Below are 20,307 nucleotides of genomic sequence, written 5' to 3' on the forward strand. Positions count from 1 at the left end.
CCTGGGCCGCGGGCTGGGCGGCCGGGACCGGGCGCTGGACGGGCGCGGACGGCGCCGAGGCGGTGGCACCGCTCGGGACCCCGCCCACGTCGAGGCGACGTTCGAGGCGGTCGAGGCGTGCGGCATACCCCGTCTCCCCGGCAGCGGCCGGGAGGAGGATGCGGGCGGCGATGAGCTCGAGCTGGAGACGCGGCGCGGTCGCGCCGGTCATCTCCGTGAGGCCGGCGTTGACGATGTCGGCGGCACGCGAGAGGGCGCCGTTGCCGAAGGCCGCGGCCTGCTGGCGCATGCGCTCGAGCTGGTCGGGCGGGAGGGCGCGCAGCACGGCCGAGGCCCCGTCGGGCACGGCGGCGACGACGATGAGGTCGCGCAGCCGCTCGAGGAGGTCCTCGATGAAGCGCCGCGGGTCGAGGCCGGTCTCGATGACGCGCTCGATCGCCGAGAACGCCCCCGCCCCGTCACCGGCACCGAACGCGTCGATCGCCGCGTCGAGCAGCTCGCCGTCGGTGAAGCCGAGCAGCGAGGCGGCCGACTCGTAGGTGAGCCCGTCGGGCCCGGACCCCGCGATGAGCTGGTCGAGCACGGAGAGCGAGTCACGCACCGATCCGCCGCCGGCGCGCACGACGAACGACAGGACGCCGGGGGCGACGAACACCTCCTCGGCGACGCAGAGCCGCTCCATGTAGTCGGAGAGCTGGCCGGGCGGCACGAGGCGGAACGGGTAGTGGTGGGTGCGCGAGCGGATCGTCCCGATGACCTTCTCGGGCTCGGTCGTCGCGAAGATGAACTTCACGTGCTCGGGCGGCTCCTCGACGATCTTGAGCAGAGCGTTGAAGCCCTGCGGCGTCACCATGTGCGCCTCGTCGATGATGTAGATCTTGTAGCGGCTCTGGGCCGGGCCGTAGGACGCGCGTTCGCGCAGGTCACGGGCGTCGTCGACACCACCGTGGCTGGCCGCGTCGATCTCGATGACGTCGACGGTGCCGGCGCCCCCTCGGGCCAGGGCGACGCACGAGTCGCACTCGCCGCACGGGGTCGGCGTCGGGCCCTGCTCGCAGTTGAGGCAGCGGGCAAGGATGCGGGCACTCGTCGTCTTGCCGCAGCCGCGCGGGCCGCTGAAGAGGTAGGCGTGGTTGACCCGCCCGGTGCGCAGAGCCTGCATGAGCGGCTCGGTCACGTGCTCCTGCCCGATGACGTCGGCGAACGTCTCGGGGCGGTAGCGGCGGTAGAGGGCGGTGCTCACGGCGACCAACCTAGTCGGCGCGAGCGACAGCCGGTATGCCGCGTGGACGCCTCCGCCGACCCTTCACCCCAGCTTTTGCTCCCCATGAGGGAACGTGCCGCGTCCGGAGGGAGATGTTCCGTCCAGAGGCACAAGGTTCCCTCCGGTGGGCCACACGTCTGTGCGGCCAACTAGCGTGACCGCCATGGAGGTCAGGGCCGACGACGTGTCCAAGGTGATCGGCCCGGCGACCCTGCTCGCGCCCGTGTCGGTCGCCGCGCCGAGCGGGTCGTGCCTCGTCCTGCGCGGACCCAACGGGTCGGGCAAGACGACGCTGCTGCGCATCCTCATCGGCGCCCTGCCCCCGTCGACGGGCACCACGCACGTCGGCGAGCACGCCGCCGACGAGCGCGACCCCGCCGTGCGTGCCGCGGTCGCAGCGCTCGTGGGGGCGCCCGCGACCTACCGCGACCTCACCCTGCGCGACCACCTCGTCCTCCTCGACGCGACGTGGGGCGGCGACGCCGACACGTGCGACGACCGCGTCGCCGCGGCTCTCGCCGAGGTCGGTATCGGCGAGCTCGACGGACGGTTCCCGCACGAGCTGTCCTCGGGGCAGACGCAGCTGTTCCGGCTGGCGCTCACGCTCTTCAGGCCCGCGGACGTCCTCGTCCTCGACGAGCCCGAGCAGCGGCTCGACACCGCCAAGCGAGCCCTCGTCGCCGAGCTCGTCGCGGCCCGACGGGACGCCGGCACGACCGTCGTCCTCGCCTGCCACGACCCGGTGATCACCGAGCGGGTGGCCGACCAGGTCGTCGACCTCGTCGCCGCCGAGGGCTGAGGGCCGTGACCTCCGCCGCCTCCGCCGCCTCCGTGGAAAGCGACCGCGAGCGCCTCGCGGACACCGTCCACGTGCTCCACGGCCCGTCGGGCAGCCCCGCGCGCAAGGAGGTCGCGTATGCCGCCTACGTCGCCTTCATCCTCGTGGGCCTCTATGGCTTCCCCGTCCTGAGGGCGCTCGTCATCGCCGGCGACCGCGGGGGCATGGCGGATGCCCTGCGCTCGCCGTGGGCGGTGCTCGTCGCGCTGCTCGGGCTCGCGGCCGCCGCGCTGGTGGCGCGCGAGGCCGGACGAGTCCGCGGGCCGGTCGTCGCTCCAGTTCCGTGGGTGGACCTCGTCGTCGTCTCCTCCGTCGACCGCTGGGCCGCGTTGCGACCGTGGTTCGGCTACGCGCTCTTCGCCGTGCTCGCGGGCGGCGCCATGGCCGGGGTGCTCGTCGCCGCCTCGCTGTGGGGCGCGGGTGTCGCCCCGGTGTGGGTGGCCGCGCCGGGTGTCGTGCTCGGGCTGGTGGCTGGCCTCGTCGTCGGCGCCGCCTGGCTTGTCGGACAGTCCCGTCTCTCCCCTCCCCTGCCACCTTCTTGCGGAAAGGGGACGTCGGAGGGGGCCGGAGGGCGCCGAAAGCGTCCCCTTTCGGCAAGAAGTGCGTGGTGGAAGCGGGAGGTGCGGCGTCTCGGGATCGCCGAGCTCCGCATCCAGTCCGCGAGATCGGGCCGGATCGTGGGAGGCGTCCAGGCGGGTGACCTGAGGTCGGTGCGGCTCGAGGCCGCCCGACCCGTGACCCGGGGACGCTCGCACCGGCTCCGCCACCGCGGGCCCGTCCTCACCCTCGTCGCTCGCGACGTCCTCGGCCTGCGGCGCGCCCCGGCGTCCGCCATCGTCGGCCTCCTGGTCACGGCCGCGAGCGCGTGGGCGCTCGGTGCCACCCTCGCCAGCGACGCGGTTCCCCCGCTCGTGGCCTTCGTCGCGGCGCTGTGCAGCCACGTCGGGTTCAGCGCCCTGTCGGAGGGTCTGCGGCTCGAGGCCGACACCATGGGGACGCCCGCGCTGTTCGGGTCACCACCGGTGCGCGCGGCCGCAACCCACCTCCTCGTCCCCGGCGGTTTGCACCTCGTGGTGACGACCGTGGTCGGCTGCATCGCGGCGGCGCTGCTGGGTGGCACGGTGGGCGGCGCGCTGCCCGGGCTGGTCATGGCGACGCTCGTGCTCTCGGGTGGAATGCTGCTCGCCGCCTACCGCGGCCGCCCGCCGACGAGCCGGTTCAACGCCGTGCCGAGTGCGCAGGGCGTCCTGGTGTGGTTCGCCATGCCTCTCATCCTCGACACCCTCCTCGTCGGCGGGATGGTCTGGGGCATCACCCGTTGGCCCACGTCCGGGCTCATCGTCATCGGCTCGTGGGTCGCCGCCGCCGTCATGCTCTACGCGGGGCTCAACCGCGTGCAGTCGGAGTCCCTCGCCCACCGCGACGTGTGAGCCCGCCCTCGGGCAACCCCGCGGCATACACGGCGGCTGCGACGAGCACCGGCTGGAACGCGAGGCGCGCGAGCCGCTTGGTGTCGGTGTCGAGACCGAAGGCGTCGATCCCCTCGACGTACTGTCCGATGTTGCCCGGGAAGATCGCGACGTAGAACGCGGCGAGGGCGAGCCCGGCCATCCGACGCCGGCCCGGGAGGGCGAGCAGCGCGGCGCCCAGCCCGACCTCGGCGACACCCGACGCGAGGACGACGAGGTCCTCGTCGAGCGGCACCCAGTGCGGCACCTGGGCGCGGAACTCCTCGCGCGCCGTCGTGAGGTGCAGCACCCCGGCCCCGGTCATGAACGCGCCGAGCGCGATCCGGGTGAGGTTCTGCGGGAGCGTCGCCGGCACCTTGCGCGTGAGGAAGCCCATGCCCACACCGTATGCCGCACTCACGAGGACGCTTCGTCGAGAAGGTCCCGGAAGTGGTCGGCATGTCCCTCCAGCACCCTGAGGTCGCGCAGTGCGGGGCGGGGGGATGACGGCGAGGACCAGCCGGAGCGCCTCCTGACGTGCTGACGACGCCAGGGCGGGAGGTCACTTGACGAGAGTCCGGGGTCGGGGTTACAACAGGAAACGAGCACGAAGTTGAGCGGCTCTCACTCAAGAAAGGCCACTACCGGGGTCCGGCCAGGACCTCCCGTTCATCGAAGGAGCACGACCCATGAGCACCACCGCCCACGACCCGTTCCGGACCCTCGACCGCCTCTTCGGCGAGACCCTGCGCGGGAGCGCCGGCAGCGCCGGCGCCGTCATGCCGATGGACCTCTACCGGTCCGGCGAGACGTTCGTCGCGCACATCGACCTCCCCGGCGTCGACCCGGAGAGCATCGACATCGACGTCGAGGACCGCACCCTCACCGTGCGCGCGCAGCGCACCGCGCCCGAGGCGGACGACGCCCAGTGGCTCTCGCGCGAGCGCCCGAGCGGCACCTTCGCCCGCCAGCTCTCCCTCGGCCGAGGCCTGGCGCTCGACAAGATCGAGGCCGACTACCGCGACGGCGTCCTCAGCCTCACCATCCCCGTTGCCGAGGAGGCCAAGCCACGCCGTATCAGCGTCTCCCACGGCGGCTCGGGCGGCGGCTCGCAGCGCCGCATCGAGTCCGGCGACGGTGGGGGCGGCCAGTCACAGGAGAGCTCGGAGGAGTCGGCCCACGCTGCCTCGGCCTGAGTGTGCGGGCCGCCACGGCCCTCTGTCGCCCCGTCCCCGCGGAGGCCCGACGGCCGGAGCCGTCGGGCCTCCGACGTATCGTCGTGGGCATGCGCATCGATGTCTGGTTCGACCTCGTCTGCCCGTTCTGCCACGTGGGACGGCGCCGGCTCGAGCTCGCCGTGGAGCAGTTCCTCGCGGCCGCCGAGCCCGGTGAGCCCCGCGAGGTCGAGGTCGTCTGGCACAGCTACCAGCTCGACCGCAACGCCCCCGCAGTCGCCGAGGGGTCCAACGTCGACCGCATCGCCGCGAAGTACGGCCGCTCCCGCGAGGAGATGGTGGCCCAGCACGAGTCCATGGCCGCCGACGCCGCCGAGGTCGGCCTCGACTTCCAGTGGGACAAGGTCGTCGGCGGCAACTCCTTCGACGCCCACCGCGTGCTGCACCTCGCCCGGGCCCGTGGCCTCGAGACGCCGGTGACCGACCGGGTCATGCGCGGCTGGTACTCCGAGGGCGCCGCGCTCGGCGACACCGACACCCTCGTCCGGCTCGCCGTCGAGGGCGGGCTCGACGAGTTGGACGTCCGCGAGATGCTCGGCTCCGACGACTTCGGCTACGACGTCCGCGCCGACGAGGCGACCGCCAACCAGATCGGCATCACCGCCGTCCCGACCTACGTCCTCGACCAGAAGTTCGCCGTCACCGGCGCCCAGCCCGTGGACGGGCTGCTCCGCGCGCTCGAGCTCGTCTGGGAGGACCGGCACAACTCGCCCGAGGCGCGCGGCGGTGGCTGCGGCGGGTGCGAGGGCGGCTGCGCCTGCGGCGCCTGACCCGGACTGACTGCGGCCCGACGCGGGAACGCGAAGACACCCCGCGTACCTGGAAGAGCTCACCTGCCCTTGCTGCATTCCTGCCCTGGGGGAGTTCAGTGAGGTACCACCACGCGGGGTGCCGGGCTCGAGTCTAACCCGCCCCCCGCCGCGGACTCCAACTCGCCCGCGGCTGGACAGCGCGCGGGTTCAGCCGAGGTGTACGTATGCCGGGTGGCGCGGGACCGTGCCCGTCTCGCCGAGGACGGTAGCCAGGTGCAGGGCACCGTCGAGCGCACCACCCAGCGCGGGGGTGAGCGCGAACCCGGCAGCCTCCACCGCCGCCTCGAGGGCTTCCCGCACGGGCTCGGCCGCGAGCAGCCCACCGGTGGCGACGAGCACGGGTGACTCGATGCCGGCCGCCGCCGAGAGCAGCGACTCGGCCAGGGACTCCCCCGCCGTGCGGCAGATCGCCGCGGCGACCGGGTCGTCCGCCACCGCCGCCTCGGCGACATGGGGGGCGAACGACGCGAGCACCGCCGGGGCGTCGGTCCGGGTCATGAGCCTGCGGGGCCAGTGCGAGGTGGCCCCGAACGCCGACTCGCCCTCGACGAGCAGCCGCTCGGAGCCTCCGGGCAGCCCGTCGTGGAACCGCAGTCCGGCGCGCAGCCCTTCGAGCCCGACCCAGGCCGCCGACCCCCGGTCGCCGAGGACGTGGCCCCAGCCGTCGACGAGCCGCCACACCGACGTGTCGGCCGACCCGAAGTCCGAGCCGAAGGCCACAGCACCCGTCCCCGCAGCGACGACCGCGCCGGGACGCACCCCGCCGAGGGCGCCGACCAGTGAGGCGACAGCGTCGCTGACGACGGCCGTGCGCTGCGAGCGCAGCGTCGTCGAGACCACCCGCACGACCTCGCGCGGGTCCGAGAGGAAGAGCAGCCCGCGCTGCGACCAGCAGACCGCGGCCACCTCGTCGACACCGGAGTCACCCAGGAGGGAGGCGGCGTCGGCCGCCAGGGCCCCGACGTCCACGCCCTCGGACCCGATGCGCACCCCGGGTGCGGTGACGACGGGACCGGGCTGACCGGCATACGAGGTCTGCAGGCGAAGGCCCGACCCACCCACGTCCACGCCGACGACGGCGCCAGCCCGGTCTCCGCTCACGGGCGCGAGCCGATCACTTCGACATGCCGGCGGTCAACCCCGCGACGATCTGCTTGGTGGCGACGAGGAAGAGCAGGATGAGCGGGATCGTCGTGATGACGAGGCCCGCGAAGAGTGCGGAGTAGTTGGTCGCGTTCTCGCCGAAGAAGTTCGTGAGACCGACCGGGAGGGTGTAGTTCGACTCCGAGCGGAGCAGGACGAGCGGGTAGAGGAAGTCGTTCCAGATCGGGACGAACCGGAAGACCGCCACCGTCGCCAGCGCCGGCCGGACCATCGGCACCATGATCTTCGTGAACGTCTGCCACGCGCTGGCGCCGTCGAGCACCGCCGCCTCCTCGAGCTCCTCGGGCAGCTGCCGGAAGAACGTCGTGAGGACGAAGATCGAGAACGGCACGCCCGCGGCGGCATACATGAGAGCGAGGCCCAGACGGCTGTCGATGAGGCCGATGCCGTCGAAGAGGAAGAACACCGGCAGGATCGCGAGGTGGATCGGCAGCATGAGGCCCGAGAGAAAGAGCGACTCGAGCCAGCGGAAGATCCGCGCGCGGCTGCGCGCCAGCCCGTATGCCGCCATCGTCGAGACCGCGGTCGAGATCGCCACCGCGCCCGCCGTCACCGCGAGGGAGTTGGCGAAGTAGGTGCCGAAGCTGCCGACCGTCCACGCCTCCTCGTAGGCCGCGACGGTGGGTGACGTCGGCAGGCCGAGGGGGTTGGTGATGAAGTCGGCGTTGGTGCGGAAGCTGTTGAGCACCATGATGACGAGCGGTGCGAGCGCGAGGACGGCGTAGCCCCAGAGCAGGATGCTCGCCCCGACGCCACCGACCGGCGTGCCGGTGGTCGGGCCGCGGCGCCTGCGCTGCTTGGCCGTCGTCTCGCCGGCGGGCGTCGCAGGTGCCGCGTCGGCCGCGTCGGCCGCGGTGAGGGTCGTCGTCATGACGCCATCTGCCTCTCGTGACGGCGCAGCACCTTCGTCGCCGCCATGGCGCCGCCGAAGATGATGAGGAAGAGGACGGTCGCGAGCGCCGACGACGTGCCGATCGCGTCGACCGCGCCGGAGTCGAAGGCCGAGCGGTAGAAGAGCAGCGACACGAAGTCGGTCGCACCCGCCGGGTTGCCCGTCGATCCACCGAACGCGAACGGCAGCGCGAACGCCTCCATCGCGAAGATGAACGTCAGCACCGAGACCGTCCCGATCGCGGGAACGAGCAGCGGCAAGGTGATCCGGCGGAAGACCTGTCCGTGCGATGCGCCGTCGACCCGGGCCGCCTCGGTGAGCTCCTCGGGAACGCCACCGAGGGCGGCGCCGTAGAGGAGGACCGGGAAGCCGACCCACTGCCACACCGAGACGAGGATGACGACCCAGAGCGCGGTCTTGGGGTCGCCGAGCCACGGCAGCGCGAGCTGCTCGAGCCCGACCTTGGTGAGGAGCTGGTTGACCGGCCCGAAGGTCGGCGACAGCAGCAGCGTCCAGAGGTAGCCGATGACGATCGGGCTCACGAGGTAGGGCATCGCGTAGAGGGTCTGCAGCATCCGCCGGGTGCGGGCCCGGCGGTGCAGCAGCGTCGCCACGGTGAGGCCGATCGTGTTCTGGACGATCATCGTGCCGAGGAAGAAGAGCACGTTGTGCAGCAACGCCCTCGGCAGGTCGGTCTTGAACGGCGCCCGGTTGACGAGCGCCTCGAAGTTCGCGAGGCCGGCGAACCCTTGGCGGCTCGTCCCCTGCCACTCGAAGAAGGCGTAGGAGAACGCCGTGATCATCGGGTAGAGAACGAACACGCCGAAGAGGATCAGTGCCGGCGCGAGGAACGCCAGTCCGGTGCGCGTCTTCACGTCAGGGAGTCCACCACGGTGCGGGCGAGCGTGACCAGTCCGGTCACGGCGTCGGCTTGAACCAGGTCTTCACCCCGGTGTCGATGTCGGCCGCGACCTGGGCCGCCGTCTTGGAGCCGAGGAGCAGCTGCTGCGCGCCCTTGCCCATGAGGTCGGTGCCCGACGGGGTGCCGTAGCGGAAGTCCGTGAGCAGGAGGTAGGGCGAGGGCGAGGCCTCGTAGTTCTCGGCCATCTGCTTGAGCAGCGGGTCGTTGTAGGTCACGCCGGGGACCGCCGAGATCTGCTTGACCTCGTCGGCGACCATCTGGCCGAACTCCTTGGTCGACATCCACTGGACGAGCTTGAGCGCCTCCTCCTGGTTGGGAGACTTCGAGTTCACCGCGAAGTTGCCGTCGGCCCAGCCGGGGGTCGTCGTCTTGTCCTCGGGGGAGCCGGTCGGGGCCGGGACCTCGAAGACGCCGAGGTCGATCTGCGGGTTGGCCTTCTTGAGCACGGCCATGTCGAAGGAGCCACCCGGGAACATCGCAGCCTTCTCGGCCGAGAAGAGGGTCTGCGCGTCGGTGACGGCGACACCCGTGACGTTCTTGGGGAAGTACTTCGTCAGCTGCTTGAGGACGTCGATCGAGGCGACGAAGTTCGGGTCGGTGAAGGACTTCTGGCCGCTGAGGACCTCCTTCTGGAAGGCCGCGCCGCCGAAGCGGGGAGCAGCGAGCACCTCGTGGACGATCGGCAGGGTCCAGTCGTCCTTGGCGCCGACCGCGATCGGGGTGATGCCACCGGCGAGCAGCTTGTCGCCGGCCGCGGTGAAGTCGGCCCACGTCTTCGGGGCCTCGGAGATGCCGTTCTTCTCGAAGAGGCCCTTGTTGTAGAACATCTGGACCGTCTGGCGGGCGAGCGGCACCGAGTAGAGCTTGCCGTCGGCCTTGGACTTCGCCGAGTTGACGACGTTCTCGTCCCAGCCGGAGAGGTCGACCTTGCCGTCGAGCGGGACGAGCGCGCCGCTGGCGATGGTCGGCTCGACCTGGCCGTAGGAACGGACCTGCGGCACGTCGGGGCCGTCGGAGCCGGCGAGGCCGGTCGCGAGGATCTTGTTGTACTCGGTCGCCTTGAAGGGCTTGAAGTCGACGGTCACGCCCTCGTTCTTCGCCTCGTAGGCGTCGAAGATCTTGTTGTAGGCGGCCTCGTCCTCGACGCGCCACGACCACACGGTGAGGGTTGTCTTCTTGCCGTCGCCCCCGCCCGAGCCCGAGGTGTCGTCGTCGCTCGACGGCGCGCAGGCCGCGACGGCGAGGACGCCGGTGAAGGCGATGAGGGTGAGGGTGGAGCGGCGGGTCCGCTGGGTCATGACAACTCTCCTGTCGACACTGACTGGCTTGAGGTGGGGCTTGCGCTGGGGGTGGGGGTGAGGCTCGAGGTGGGGCTGGACGTGGTGGTGGAGCTGCTGGAGACGGCCGCGAGGGCCGACGCGACGGAGTCGCCGTGCAGCGCGAGGGCGCGCACGGCCTCGACCACGGGAACTCCGGCGAGGAGCGAGAGCAGGGCGGGCTTGAGCTGGCCGTCGGCGTCCTCGAGCGCCGAGCGGGCGGCGTCGTCGCTCGCACCGGTGGCCTCCTGGAGGATCCGCAGCACGCGGCCGCGCAGCTTGGCGTTCGTGGCGACGACGTCGACCATGAGGTTGGACCAGGTCCGCCCGAGCCGGATCATCACGGCGGTCGAGAACGCGTTGAGGATGAGCTTCTGAGCCGTGCCCGCCTTGAGCCGGGTCGAGCCGGTGAGGACCTCCGGACCGGTGTCCGCGACGAGGACCGAGTCGGCATAGGCCGCGAGCTCGGACCCGGGGTTGGCGGTGATGAGGCCGGTGTGCGCGCCGATCTCACGGGCGCACATGAGGGCGCCGCGGACGTAGGGGGTGCGACCGGAGGCGGTGAGGCCGATGGCGATGTCGTTCGGCCCGACGGCGCCGGCGTCGGCGCTGCCGAGGTCGACGTCGTCCTCGACGTTCTCGACCGCCCGCAGCAGGGCGGCCGGCCCGCCGGCGTGGTGGGCGACGAAGAGCCCTTCCGGTGCGTTGAACGTCGGCAGCAGCTCGGCGGCGTCGAGGACGGCGAGGCGCCCGGAGGTGCCGGCCCCGAAGTAGTGGACGTGGCCCCCGGCCCGGATCGCGGCGACGGCGTGGTCGACGAGGGCGGCCAGCTCGGGGAGCGTCTCGGCGACCGCGTCGGCGACCGTGCGGTCTGCCTCGTTCATGAGCGTGACGATCTCGAGGGCGGACGCCGTGTCGATCCCGGACGTGCCCGGGTGGCGTTCTTCCGTGGGCGCGCTCACCCGGACGTCACTGACCATTCCCGCAGGTTAGTTTCTTACGCAGTCAGCGTCAAGAATGTGAATGACTGACTTTTGCTGGTCCTGCCGGACCGTTTGTGTCCGGCACGTCGACGGCATGGCACCCACCTCTGCGGACGCAAGCGGACGGCATACGGCAACGTCCGGCAACCTGACGTCCTGGCAACCAGCGTTGCGGACGCAAGGGCACGGCATACGGGGGTATGCCGTCCGGTCAGGCGATGTGGTGGCTCGCGACCGCCTTGCGGCTGTCGGCGACGGCCTTGCGGGCCCGGCGGAGGTCGCGCTGGGCGACGGCGATGTAGAGGCAGTCGACGACGGTGAGGGCGGCGATGCGGCTCGCGGTCGCGCCCGAGCGCAGGGAGTTCTCCCTGGCGGCGGTCGTGAGCACGATGTCGGCCGACTTGGCGAGCGGCGACAGCGGGAAGTTCGTCACGGCGATCGTCCGGGCGCCGTGCTGGCGCGCGACGGCGAGCGACTCGATCGTCTCGCTCGTCGAGCCGGAGTGGGAGATGCCGATGGCGACGTCCTGCTTGGTGAGCAGGGTGGCGCTCGTGAGCGCGATGTGCGGGTCGTTCCAGGCGAAGGACACGACGCCGATGCGGTGGAGCTTCTGCTGGAGGTCGGCGCCGACGGTCGCGCTCGCGCCGATGCCGTAGACGTCGACGCGGGTGGCCCGCGCGACAGCGTCGACAGCGGCGGTGAGGGCGTCGCGGTCGAGCTGCTGGGCGGTCTCCTCGACGGCGCTCGAGTCGACGGTCGCGACCTTGGCGATGATGTCGTCGATGGTGTCGGAGGCACTGATGTCGCTGCCGGCCATCCGCTGCTCGCGCGGCATCGCCGACTCGGCCGCGAGGGCGAGACGCAGCTGCGGGTAGCCCTTGAGGCCGAGTCGCTTGCAGAAGCGCAGGACGGTCGTCTCCGACGTCTTCGCCTCCTGCGCGAGCTCGGTGATCGTGAGGTCCGAAGCGCGCCGCGCGTCCGCAAGCACCTGCGCGGCAACGCGCTCCTCCGCAGGGGTCAGCGAAGGGACGATGCCGCGCAGGCGGACGAGCAGGGGAGCGTCAGCCACGTCGAGGGGCTGGGGCGTTGTCGACATGTCCCAAAACTACGACCTCCGCGTGAGCGTCCACCCCGAAGCGGCGAATGTCGCCGTCGAGTCGTCGCTGTCGACGACGGGACCGCCCTGTCCGACGACGCGGACCCGGCTCACCGAGACGCCACGGCCGAGGGTGTTGCCGTCGGTGGTGTAGCGCCAGCGCACCGCGGTCGTGCCACCGTCGAGCTCGGCGCGCACCTGGGTCCAGCGCCGCTCGCCGGGCGTGCCGCTCACCGAGCCGTCCTCGGCGCCCTCCCGGGTGTCGCCGGGGTGGCGGATGTCGAGCGGGACGAGGGTCCACGTCGTGCCGTCGCTCGTCGACTCGACCCTCAGGACGTCGGTCTCCTCGGTCTCGGCGACGAGGTCGAAGCCGAGCCTGGCTCCCGAGGCGGGGAGGGCGAGGGGGACCGAGAGGACGGCGTTGGTCGCGTGCCGCGACTGGGTCTCCCAGGCGACGTGCGACCCGCGCGGCGTGATCGGCAGGGCGCGCCCGAGCCCGCCCGCCCACTGCTGGCGGGCGACGTTGATGCTCCCCCACGACCGGGAGGGGTGGACCCGGTTGGTGAGGAGGATCGCGAAGGACCGCGAGGCGAAGTCGATGACGAGCGAGGTTCCGGTGTATCCCGTGTGCCCCGCCGTCCTGTGACCGCTGAGCGCGTCCATGTACCAGGTCTGGTTGAGCTCGAAGCCCAGGCCGTGGTCGTCGCCGGGGAAGTCCTCGTTGAAGTTCGTGATGAGGAGGGCGACGCTCTTGCGGTCGAGGATGCGGGCGCCCCGGTAGGTGCCGCCGTTGAGCAGCGCCTGCGCGAGGATCGCGAGGTCGTCCGCCGTCGAGAAGACACCGGCGTGGCCGGCGACCCCGCCGAGCGACCACGCGTTCTCGTCGTGGACCTCACCGCGAACCATGCCGCGCGCCGGCACCGACTGGTACTCGGTCGCGGCCGTGCGGTCCCTCTCGGAGGGGTTGTAGCCGGTGTCCGACATGCCCAGCGGCCCGGTGAGCCGCGAGGCGACGACCCCGTCGAGCGACTGGCCCCGCAGTCGCTCGACGAGGACGCCGAGTGTGATGAGGTTGAGGTCGCTGTAGAGGTAGACCGTGCCCACGGGGTTCGTGAGCGGCTGGTTCATTACCGCAGCGATGCGCGACGCCCTGTCGGGCCACTTGCTGTAGAGCGGCAGCCACGACGTGAAGCCGCTCGTGTGGGTGAGCAGGTGCCGGATCGTCACCGACTCCTTGCCCGCGGCCGCGAACTCCGGCAGATAGCTGGCGACCGCGGCCTCCAGCTCGACCCGCCCCTCCTCGATGAGCTGGACGACCGCGATCGACGTGAAGAGCTTCGACACCGAGGCGAGGTCGAAGATCGTGTCGCGCCGCATCGGGACCCACTGGTCCCGTGGCAGCTCCTCGGTCGCGTTCTTGTAGCGCAGCGCGAAGCCGTCGACCTGCGTCGCCACGACGACCCCGTCGTGGGCCATGAGCCCGACGTGGCCGGGGTAGAGCGGCTTGCCGCCCGGGGCCGCGACCTGGTGGCTGCGGACCTGCGACTTGGCCACCTCGATCGGCGCCGGGTCGAGACCGACCGACGCGGGAGTCCCTTCCCGCAGCACCGTGGACGGCGGGGCGAACCCGGTGAACGGCTTGTCGAAGTCGTCCGCGCTGGCCGCGACGGGCAGCCCGAGGGGCGTGAGGAGGGTCGTCCCGGCGGCGAGGCCGCCACCGATGACGGCGCGTCGGCTGAGGCTCATCGGGCCGGGCCGCCATAGATGAGGTAGGGCTGGCGAGCCGCGTCGAAGGCCGCGAGCTCGTCCTTCCACGCCCCCATGACCGTGGCGACGTCGGCTCCGGCGGTGATCTGGTCACGCAGCCGGGTCGAGCCGGTGAGCTTGTCGATCCAGTAGGGCCGCTTCGGGTCGTAGGTGTCGTAGCGCCACTGGAAGTCCGAGTAGATCGACTTCGCGGCGACGAGCATCTCGACGCCGACCCGCACGGGGTCGATCGCCGACGGGTCGGTGATGTGCACCTGCACGCCGCCGCAGACCTTGCCGACGTGCTTGTTGAACGTCGGCGTGAAGTAGGCCTCGCGGAAGGCCACACCCGTGACGTCGCGACCGGCGAGCCGCTCGGCCCAGCGGTAGTCGACGTAGGGGGCGCCGACGAGCTCGAACGGACGCGTCGTGCCGCGGCCCTCGGAGAGGTTGGTGCCCTCGAACATGCCGGTGCCCGGGTAGACGAGCGCGGTGTCGGGGGTCGGCATGTTCGGGCTCGGCATGACCCACGGAAGGCCCGTGCCGGCATACGTCACGTCGCGGCGCCAGCCCTTGACCTCGACGACCTCGATCTCGGGAAGGCGACGACCGCCGGTGTCGGTCGGCAGGATCTCGACGTTGAGGAAGCGGGCGAGCTCGCCGACCGTCATGCCGTGGGCCTGGACGATGGCCTCGGCGCCGACGCCGGACGTCCAGGGCTCGGTCATCATCGGGCCGTAGGCGGTGCCCCCGATCGGGTTGGGCCGGTCGAGGACGACGAAGCTTGCGCCCGTCTCGACGGCGGCCTTCATCGCCGTGTACATCGTCCAGATGTAGGTGTAGAACCGCGCGCCGACGTCCTGGATGTCGAAGACGACGGTGTCCACGCCGGCCGCGCGGAACATCGAGGCGAACTTCGCAGTGTTGGCGCCGTAGGCGTCGTAGACCGTGAGACCGGTGCGCTCGTCGACGTAGGTGTCCTCGGCCTCGCCGGCCTGCGCGGTGCCGCGGAAGCCGTGCTCGGGGCCGAAGACGCCCTTGATGTCGACCGCGCCCGAGTCGTGCATCTCGTCGACGATGCTGCGCAGGTTGAGCAGGATGCCGGTCGGGTTCGTGATGATGCCGACCTTGCGACCCTTGAGGACCGACCAGCCGGAGGCGGCGGCGACGTCGGCGCCGGGCGTCACCTTGCGTGCGGGGTCGTTCGAGGTGGCGTATGCCGTGGGCGCGGCGCTCGCGGGCGAGGCACCGAGGGCGAGGGCGGCGGCTCCGGCGAGCCCGGCTCCGCCCGTGAGGAGCTGGCGGCGGTTGGGTGCAGTCATGGGTTCGTTCTCCGTTTCATCCTGCCTCGTGTGCCTCAGCGGAAGCTCTGGCTTCCGTTGGGGCACACGAGGCCGGTTCGTGTGTGGGTCAGTAGGTGAGGCCGTGGCCGAAGGGGTAGAGCACCGTGCTCGGCGCGCCCTTGGCCGGGATGTCGACGGGGAGCTTGCCGGTGGGTGCGACCGCGCCGGAGATGACGCGGGCGACCGCCTCGATGGCGACCGGGCTGTAGGAGTAGGTCGCGAGGTAGGTGGCCGTCCCGGGCAGGTAGGCGATGTCGTAGGGGTCGCGCGTGGCGACGACGATGACCGGGATGCCGGTGTCCTGCAGCGCCTTGACGAGCTTCTGCTGGCCGGCTCGCTTGTCGGTGACGTTGGTGTCCCAGGCTTTCATCGTCGTGACGACGACGGCGTCCTTGCCCTGCGCCGAGGCGACGGCGGAGGCGATCTGGGCGTCGGTCGGTGAGGTGCCGGTCTGGTTGACGGTGGTGCTTGCGCCCGCCTTGGCGAGGCCGCCGGCCAGGATCTGAGTCGTCGTCACGCCGTAGCCGGTGACGAGGACCTTCTTGCCGCTCGTCGCCATCGGGAGGACGCCCGCGTCGTTCTTGACGAGGGTCGTCGTGCGGTTGGTGATGGCGTCGGCGGTCGCGAGGTGCTCGCTCGTGCCGACGACGGAGCCGAGGGCGGCGACGTCGACCATGGGCTTCGCGATGACGCCGCGCTCGACCTTGAGCTCGAGCACACGGCGGACCTTGGCATCGAGCTCCTGCTTGCTGATGCGGCCGCTCTTGACCGCGTCGATGACGGCTGCGTAGGCCTTGTCCATCGCGGGGGTCATGAGGAGCTGGTCGACACCGGCCTCGAGGGCACGGACGGCCACCTCGGCGTCACCGTAGAGCTCACGGACGCCCTGCATCTCGAGCGCGTCGGTGATGATGACGCCTTCGTAGCCGAGCTCCTCGCGCAGCAGGCCAGTGAGGATCGGCTTGCTCAGGGTCGCCGGGTCGCCCGAGTCGTCCAGCGCCGGGAAGGCGAGGTGGGCGGTCATGATCATGTCGATGCCCTTGTCGATCGCCGCCTTGAACGGCGGGGCGTCGAGCTGCTCCCACTGCTCGCGGGTGTGCGTGATGACGGGGAACGCGACGTGGCTGTCGGTGGCGGTGTCGCCGTGGCCCGGGAAGTGCTTGGCGCTCGCGGAGACCTTGCCGTCCTCCTGGTAGCCGGTGACCTGGGCGCCGACCATCTCAGCGGCGAGCTCGGGCTTGCTCGAGAACGAGCGGGTGCCGATGACCGGGTTGAGCGGGTTGACGTTGACGTCGGCGACGGGCGCGAAGTTCGTGTTGATGCCCATCGCGCGCAGCTCCTCGCCGGTGATCGCGGCGGCGGTGCGGGCGTCCTCGGCGGAGCGGCCGGCGCCGAGCGCCATCGAGCCGGGGAACTGGGTGGCGGGCGGGCCGATGCGGGTGACGACGCCCTGCTCCTGGTCGACCGAGATGCCGAGCGGCACCTTGACCTTCGAGTCCTGCGAGAGGGCGGCCTGCTGGAGACCGTTGGAGAGGCCGGCGATCTGCTGCGGGTTCTTGACGCTGTCGGTCCACGCGAAGTAGATGACACCGCCGAGGTGGTACTTCTGCACCACCTCGGCGGGGGTGGCGACGCCGTAGAGGGGAAGGTTGCGGGCGTCGGGCGTGGTGGCGTCCTGTCCATAGACCTGCTGGACGAAGAGCTGGCCGACCTTCTCCTCGAGCGTCATCCGGGCGATGGTCGAGGCAACCCACCCTTGCGGCGCGGGCGGGACGGTGGCCTGCGCAGCGGTGACCGGGACGATGCCCGCTGCGAGGGTCGCGGCGACCGCGGAGGCGATCACGGTGCGGCGGGTGACGGGCGGACGGGACATGACATCTCCGGTTTCTCGGGCTCACGACGATGTGAACGATTCACGCACTGAGTCTTGACAGTGGAACTTAGCCACACGTCCGGACATGCGCAACAGATACGGACCGGTCACTTTCGGGGATCGCTCGCAACGCGCCCCGCCATGAGCGAGCCAGATGTCGCCGACCGAGGCAGCCATCGGTGGCCGGCTCGCCCGGATATGGCTCGCTCGGCCCGGGTCCGGATGCTGGGCGGGTCAGGTGATGGCGGCGCGCACCGCGGCGACGACGAGCCCACCGACGACAGCGACGCCGACTCCGTGCCACCCGCGAAGCCGACCGGCCCCGTCCCCGACGTCGACGCCGTCGTCCCCTCGCGTTCCAGCCACCATGGAGGGCGAGCGACGCCACCAGAGCTCGGCGACGGCATACGCGACGATCCCCAGCCCCATGCCGATGGTGCCCGTGAGGAACCAGAACGGTCTGGTGCCGAGGGTGGGCGGCAGCAGGACGAGCGAGATGAGAGCGACACCGAGCGCGAGAAGGGCCGGGTATGCCGCCCAGTCGCGGTTGGGCGGGAAGGTCTCGGACGTGAACGGCCGAGCGCCGGACTCGGTCAGGGCGGTGAAGGCATCCCGGTCGCCGACCGTGAAGACCGCCTGCGGCACCCACCGCGTGCGGGTCGAGCCGTCGAGCGAGTAGACGATTTGCCGGGGCGGCCCGTCGAGCGGTCGACCCTGGCTGTCGGCCGCGGGCAGGTCGGCGTCCCACGACCGGTCCGGCGCAGAGAACCTCAAGGGCTCGGACAGCACGTTGCTGGCCACCTGGTAGCCGGTGATGCGGCCGGACTGGACGTCGGCGACGAACTCGTGTGGTCGCACCTCGTGCAGGCTCGACATCCACGACGGCACCGCCCAAGCCACCCAGGACGCGACGACGACCGCCGCGAGGACCCGGCGCAGCACCGGTCGCGCGAGCGCACCCTCGGGCTCGGACGTGCGCTCCGTCTCCCCCACCCCGACCGTCATGGAGGCGATGCTCCCACCCGGGCGGGCCCCGTTCGCGGCAAACGGCACGCCACGTCGACCCTCCACGCTTACGTCCCAACGCCGGCGCCTTTGCCGCGCACCGTGCTCGGCCATGCGAAAGGCCCCGACACTTGGTCGGGGCCCTTCGAACTGGCGGAGGATAGGGGATTCGAACCCCTGAGGGCGTTAACCCAACACGCTTTCCAAGCGTGCGCACTAGGCCACTATGCGAATCCTCCAACGGAGGAGGTTACCCGAGCGCCGAACGCCGACGAAATCCGCTCGTCGCAGCGCCGCCACCGCTCGTCTCGCCGCTCGTCGAACCACTGGTCGCGGCCCCTCCCCGACCACGACGATGGGCGCCATGAGCACCGACGCCTACCGCACGGCATACGCGCAGTCCCTCGAGGACCCCGAGACGTTCTGGCGCGCCGCCGCCGGCGGCATCGAGTGGCTCACCGAGCCGACCACAGTTCTCGACGACGCGTTCGCTCCGCTCTACCGGTGGTTCCCCGGCGCCACGCTCAACACCTGCTTCAACGCACTCGACCGGCATGTGCGCGACGGTCGCGGCGACCAGCCGGCGCTCATCCACGACAGCCCGGTCACCGGCACGAAGGAGACGATCACGTATGCCGGCCTGCTGGCTTGCGTGGCGACCTTCGCCGGTGCGCTCGCGAGCCTCGGGGTCGAGAAGGGCGACCGAGTCGTCGTCTACATGCCGATGGTCCCCGAGGCCGTCGTCGCGATGCTCGCGTGCGCCCGGCTCGGGGCGATCCACTCCGTCGTCTTCGGAGGGTTCGCCCCCGCCGAGCTCGCCGCCCGGATCGAGGACGCCCAGCCCAAGGTCGTCGTCGCCGCGAGCTGCGGGATCGAGCCGAGCCGCGTCGTCGAGTACAAGCCGATGCTCGACGCCGCCCTCGACCGGAGCAGCCACAAGCCCGAGTCGGTCATCGTGCTCCAGCGCGAGCAGGCCAGGGCCGCGGTCGGCGAGCGCGACACCGACTGGGAGGAGATCGACTGGGACGAGCTCGTCGCCGACGCCGAGCCGGCCGAGTGCGTCGAGGTCGCGGCGACCGACCCGCTCTACGTGCTGTACACCTCCGGCACGACCGGTCGCCCCAAGGGAATCGTGCGCGACAACGGCGGCCACGCGGTGGCGCTGCGCTGGTCGATGCAGAACGTCTACGACATCGGCCCCGGCGACGTGTGGTTCACGGCGAGCGACGTCGGCTGGGTCGTCGGCCACTCCTACATCGTCTATGCACCCCTGCTCACCGGCGCGACGACCGTGCTCTACGAGGGCAAGCCGGTCGGCACCCCCGACGCCGGAGCGTTCTGGCGGGTCATCGCCGAGCACGGCGTCAAGGCGATGTTCACCGCCCCCACGGCATACCGGGCGATCAAGCGGGACGACCCCAGAGGTGAGCTGCTCCGGGAGCACGACATCTCCTCGCTCGAGACGGTGTTCCTCGCGGGCGAGCGGCTCGACCCCGACACCTACGAGTGGGCCAGCTCGAAACTGGGCGTGCCCGTCGTCGACAACTGGTGGCAGACCGAGACCGGGTGGCCGATCGCGGCGAACCCGCGTGGTCTCGAGCCGATGCCGATCAAGGCGGGCTCCCCCACCGTCCCCATGCCCGGGTATGCCGTGTCGATCCTCGACGAGACGGGCGCCGAGCTGCCGGCGGGCGAGGAGGGCGCGATCGCGATCCGGCTGCCGCTGCCGCCGGGCACGCTCGCCACGTTGTGGGGTGACGACCAGCGCTACGTCGACGGTTACCTCTCGACCTACCCCGGCTTCTACGCCACCGGCGACGGCGGGCTCGTCGACGAGGACGGCTACCTCTTCGTCATGGGCCGCACCGACGACGTCCTCAACGTCGCGGGCCACCGGCTCTCGACCGGCTCGATCGAGGCGGCCCTCGCCGGCCACCTCGACGTCGCGGAGTGCGCCGTCATCGGCGTCGCCGACGAGCTCAAGGGTCAGCTGCCGCGAGGGCTCGTCGTCCTCAAGGGCGGCGTCGACGGCTCCGGCGAGGCCGGCGAGCGGATCCGCCGCGAGCTCGTCCAGCGCGTGCGCGACGAGGTCGGGGCGGTCGCCGCCCTGCGCCAGGTCGACATCGTCGCGGCCCTTCCGAAGACGCGCTCGGGCAAGATCCTGCGCAAGACGATGCGCGAGATCGCCGACGGCCGCACGCCGACCGTGCCGGGCACGATCGAGGACGCCTCCGTCCTCGACACGCTCGGACCGGTGCTCCGCCCCGGCGGCTGACGGCGCGAACCGACCAGAACTGGCCGAGCCGACCACTCATCTCTGGTCGGTTCGTGAAGACCTGTTCCCCTCAGGCCGGGCGGGCGTGACGCCCG

The 20,307-nt window shown here is 71.6% G+C and carries 17 protein-coding genes, 1 tRNA gene and 1 other RNA gene; 5 read left to right on the forward strand and 14 right to left on the reverse strand.

Annotated elements, in window-relative coordinates; genetic code table 11:
- On the reverse strand, nucleotides 1-1,243 hold a 1,243-nt coding region (locus N798_RS01890; protein WP_156971573.1), incomplete at its 3' end, for a DNA polymerase III subunit gamma and tau.
- A 184-nt stretch (nucleotides 1,244-1,427) separates the two neighbouring features.
- Between N798_RS01890 and N798_RS01895 the strand changes: the two genes are divergently transcribed.
- Together N798_RS01895 and N798_RS01900 are read left to right on the forward strand one after the other, a co-directional pair.
- Complete coding sequence (locus N798_RS01895) at nucleotides 1,428-2,063, forward strand: ABC transporter ATP-binding protein (protein WP_035945840.1); 636 nt, start codon at nucleotides 1,428-1,430, stop codon at nucleotides 2,061-2,063.
- Between the two features lie 5 nt (nucleotides 2,064-2,068).
- The gene (locus N798_RS01900) at nucleotides 2,069-3,532 is read left to right on the forward strand and encodes a hypothetical protein (protein ID WP_035945841.1); all 1,464 of its coding nucleotides are present in this window, start codon (nucleotides 2,069-2,071) and stop codon (nucleotides 3,530-3,532) included.
- Here the strand turns inward: N798_RS01900 and N798_RS01905 are convergent.
- Complete coding sequence (locus tag N798_RS01905) at nucleotides 3,489-3,947, reverse strand: DoxX family protein (protein ID WP_035945842.1); 459 nt, start codon at nucleotides 3,945-3,947, stop codon at nucleotides 3,489-3,491. The two genes, N798_RS01900 and N798_RS01905, sit on opposite strands and share 44 nt — an antisense overlap.
- A gap of 292 nt (nucleotides 3,948-4,239) precedes the next feature.
- Here N798_RS01905 and N798_RS01910 point away from each other — a divergent pair, with 292 nt between their 5' ends.
- Together N798_RS01910 and N798_RS01915 are read left to right on the forward strand one after the other, a co-directional pair.
- Nucleotides 4,240-4,746 carry an Hsp20/alpha crystallin family protein gene (locus tag N798_RS01910; protein ID WP_084099999.1) on the forward strand — a complete coding sequence of 169 codons (507 nt, stop codon included), beginning with the start codon at nucleotides 4,240-4,242 and terminating at the stop codon, nucleotides 4,744-4,746.
- A gap of 89 nt (nucleotides 4,747-4,835) precedes the next feature.
- Nucleotides 4,836-5,555 (forward strand): DsbA family oxidoreductase, encoded by a 720-nt coding sequence (locus N798_RS01915; RefSeq protein ID WP_035945956.1) that lies wholly within the window; start codon nucleotides 4,836-4,838, stop codon nucleotides 5,553-5,555.
- Between the two features lie 29 nt (nucleotides 5,556-5,584).
- Here the strand turns inward: N798_RS01915 and ffs are convergent.
- From ffs to N798_RS01970, 12 genes are all read right to left on the reverse strand, one after another.
- An RNA gene (gene ffs / locus N798_RS17660) (signal recognition particle sRNA small type) lies at nucleotides 5,585-5,681 on the reverse strand.
- Nucleotides 5,682-5,744: 63 nt separating this feature from the next.
- Nucleotides 5,745-6,698 (reverse strand): BadF/BadG/BcrA/BcrD ATPase family protein, encoded by a 954-nt coding sequence (locus N798_RS01920; RefSeq protein ID WP_035945843.1) that lies wholly within the window; start codon nucleotides 6,696-6,698, stop codon nucleotides 5,745-5,747.
- Nucleotides 6,699-6,711: 13 nt separating this feature from the next.
- A complete protein-coding gene (locus tag N798_RS01925) occupies nucleotides 6,712-7,632 on the reverse strand; it encodes a carbohydrate ABC transporter permease (RefSeq protein ID WP_035945844.1) in 921 nt (306 codons plus the stop codon).
- Nucleotides 7,629-8,528 carry a carbohydrate ABC transporter permease gene (locus N798_RS01930; RefSeq protein ID WP_035945846.1) on the reverse strand — a complete coding sequence of 300 codons (900 nt, stop codon included), beginning with the start codon at nucleotides 8,526-8,528 and terminating at the stop codon, nucleotides 7,629-7,631. Before N798_RS01930 ends, N798_RS01925 begins: the two co-directional genes overlap by 4 nt.
- 43 nt (nucleotides 8,529-8,571) lie before the next feature.
- Nucleotides 8,572-9,873 carry an ABC transporter substrate-binding protein gene (locus N798_RS01935; protein ID WP_052116823.1) on the reverse strand — a complete coding sequence of 434 codons (1,302 nt, stop codon included), beginning with the start codon at nucleotides 9,871-9,873 and terminating at the stop codon, nucleotides 8,572-8,574.
- Complete coding sequence (locus N798_RS01940) at nucleotides 9,870-10,871, reverse strand: N-acetylmuramic acid 6-phosphate etherase (protein ID WP_084100001.1); 1,002 nt, start codon at nucleotides 10,869-10,871, stop codon at nucleotides 9,870-9,872. Before N798_RS01940 ends, N798_RS01935 begins: the two co-directional genes overlap by 4 nt.
- A 214-nt stretch (nucleotides 10,872-11,085) precedes the next feature.
- Complete coding sequence (locus tag N798_RS01945; protein WP_232222665.1) at nucleotides 11,086-11,943, reverse strand: MurR/RpiR family transcriptional regulator; 858 nt, start codon at nucleotides 11,941-11,943, stop codon at nucleotides 11,086-11,088.
- Between the two features lie 36 nt (nucleotides 11,944-11,979).
- A complete protein-coding gene (locus tag N798_RS01950; protein ID WP_035945849.1) occupies nucleotides 11,980-13,716 on the reverse strand; it encodes a serine hydrolase in 1,737 nt (578 codons plus the stop codon).
- Entirely contained in the window at nucleotides 13,713-15,038 is a 1,326-nt protein-coding gene (locus N798_RS01955; RefSeq protein WP_035945850.1) for an exo-beta-N-acetylmuramidase NamZ family protein, read from the reverse strand. The genes N798_RS01950 and N798_RS01955 overlap by 4 nt, the downstream gene beginning before the upstream one ends.
- 88 nt (nucleotides 15,039-15,126) lie before the next feature.
- Nucleotides 15,127-16,932: a glycoside hydrolase family 3 protein gene (locus tag N798_RS01960; protein WP_035945851.1), complete on the reverse strand. Its 1,806-nt coding sequence runs from the start codon at nucleotides 16,930-16,932 to the stop codon at nucleotides 15,127-15,129.
- Between the two features lie 234 nt (nucleotides 16,933-17,166).
- Complete coding sequence (locus tag N798_RS01965; RefSeq protein WP_156971574.1) at nucleotides 17,167-17,937, reverse strand: hypothetical protein; 771 nt, start codon at nucleotides 17,935-17,937, stop codon at nucleotides 17,167-17,169.
- A gap of 151 nt (nucleotides 17,938-18,088) precedes the next feature.
- Nucleotides 18,089-18,176, reverse strand: a tRNA-Ser gene (locus N798_RS01970).
- Between the two features lie 125 nt (nucleotides 18,177-18,301).
- On the opposite strand from N798_RS01970, the gene N798_RS01975 reads away from it, so the two are divergent.
- Complete coding sequence (locus N798_RS01975) at nucleotides 18,302-20,212, forward strand: propionyl-CoA synthetase (RefSeq protein WP_035945856.1); 1,911 nt, start codon at nucleotides 18,302-18,304, stop codon at nucleotides 20,210-20,212.
- The last annotated feature ends 95 nt before the right edge of the window (nucleotides 20,213-20,307 follow it).

Source organism: Knoellia flava TL1 (assembly GCF_000768675.1).
GTDB classification, from domain to species: Bacteria; Actinomycetota; Actinomycetes; order Actinomycetales; family Dermatophilaceae; genus Knoellia; species Knoellia flava.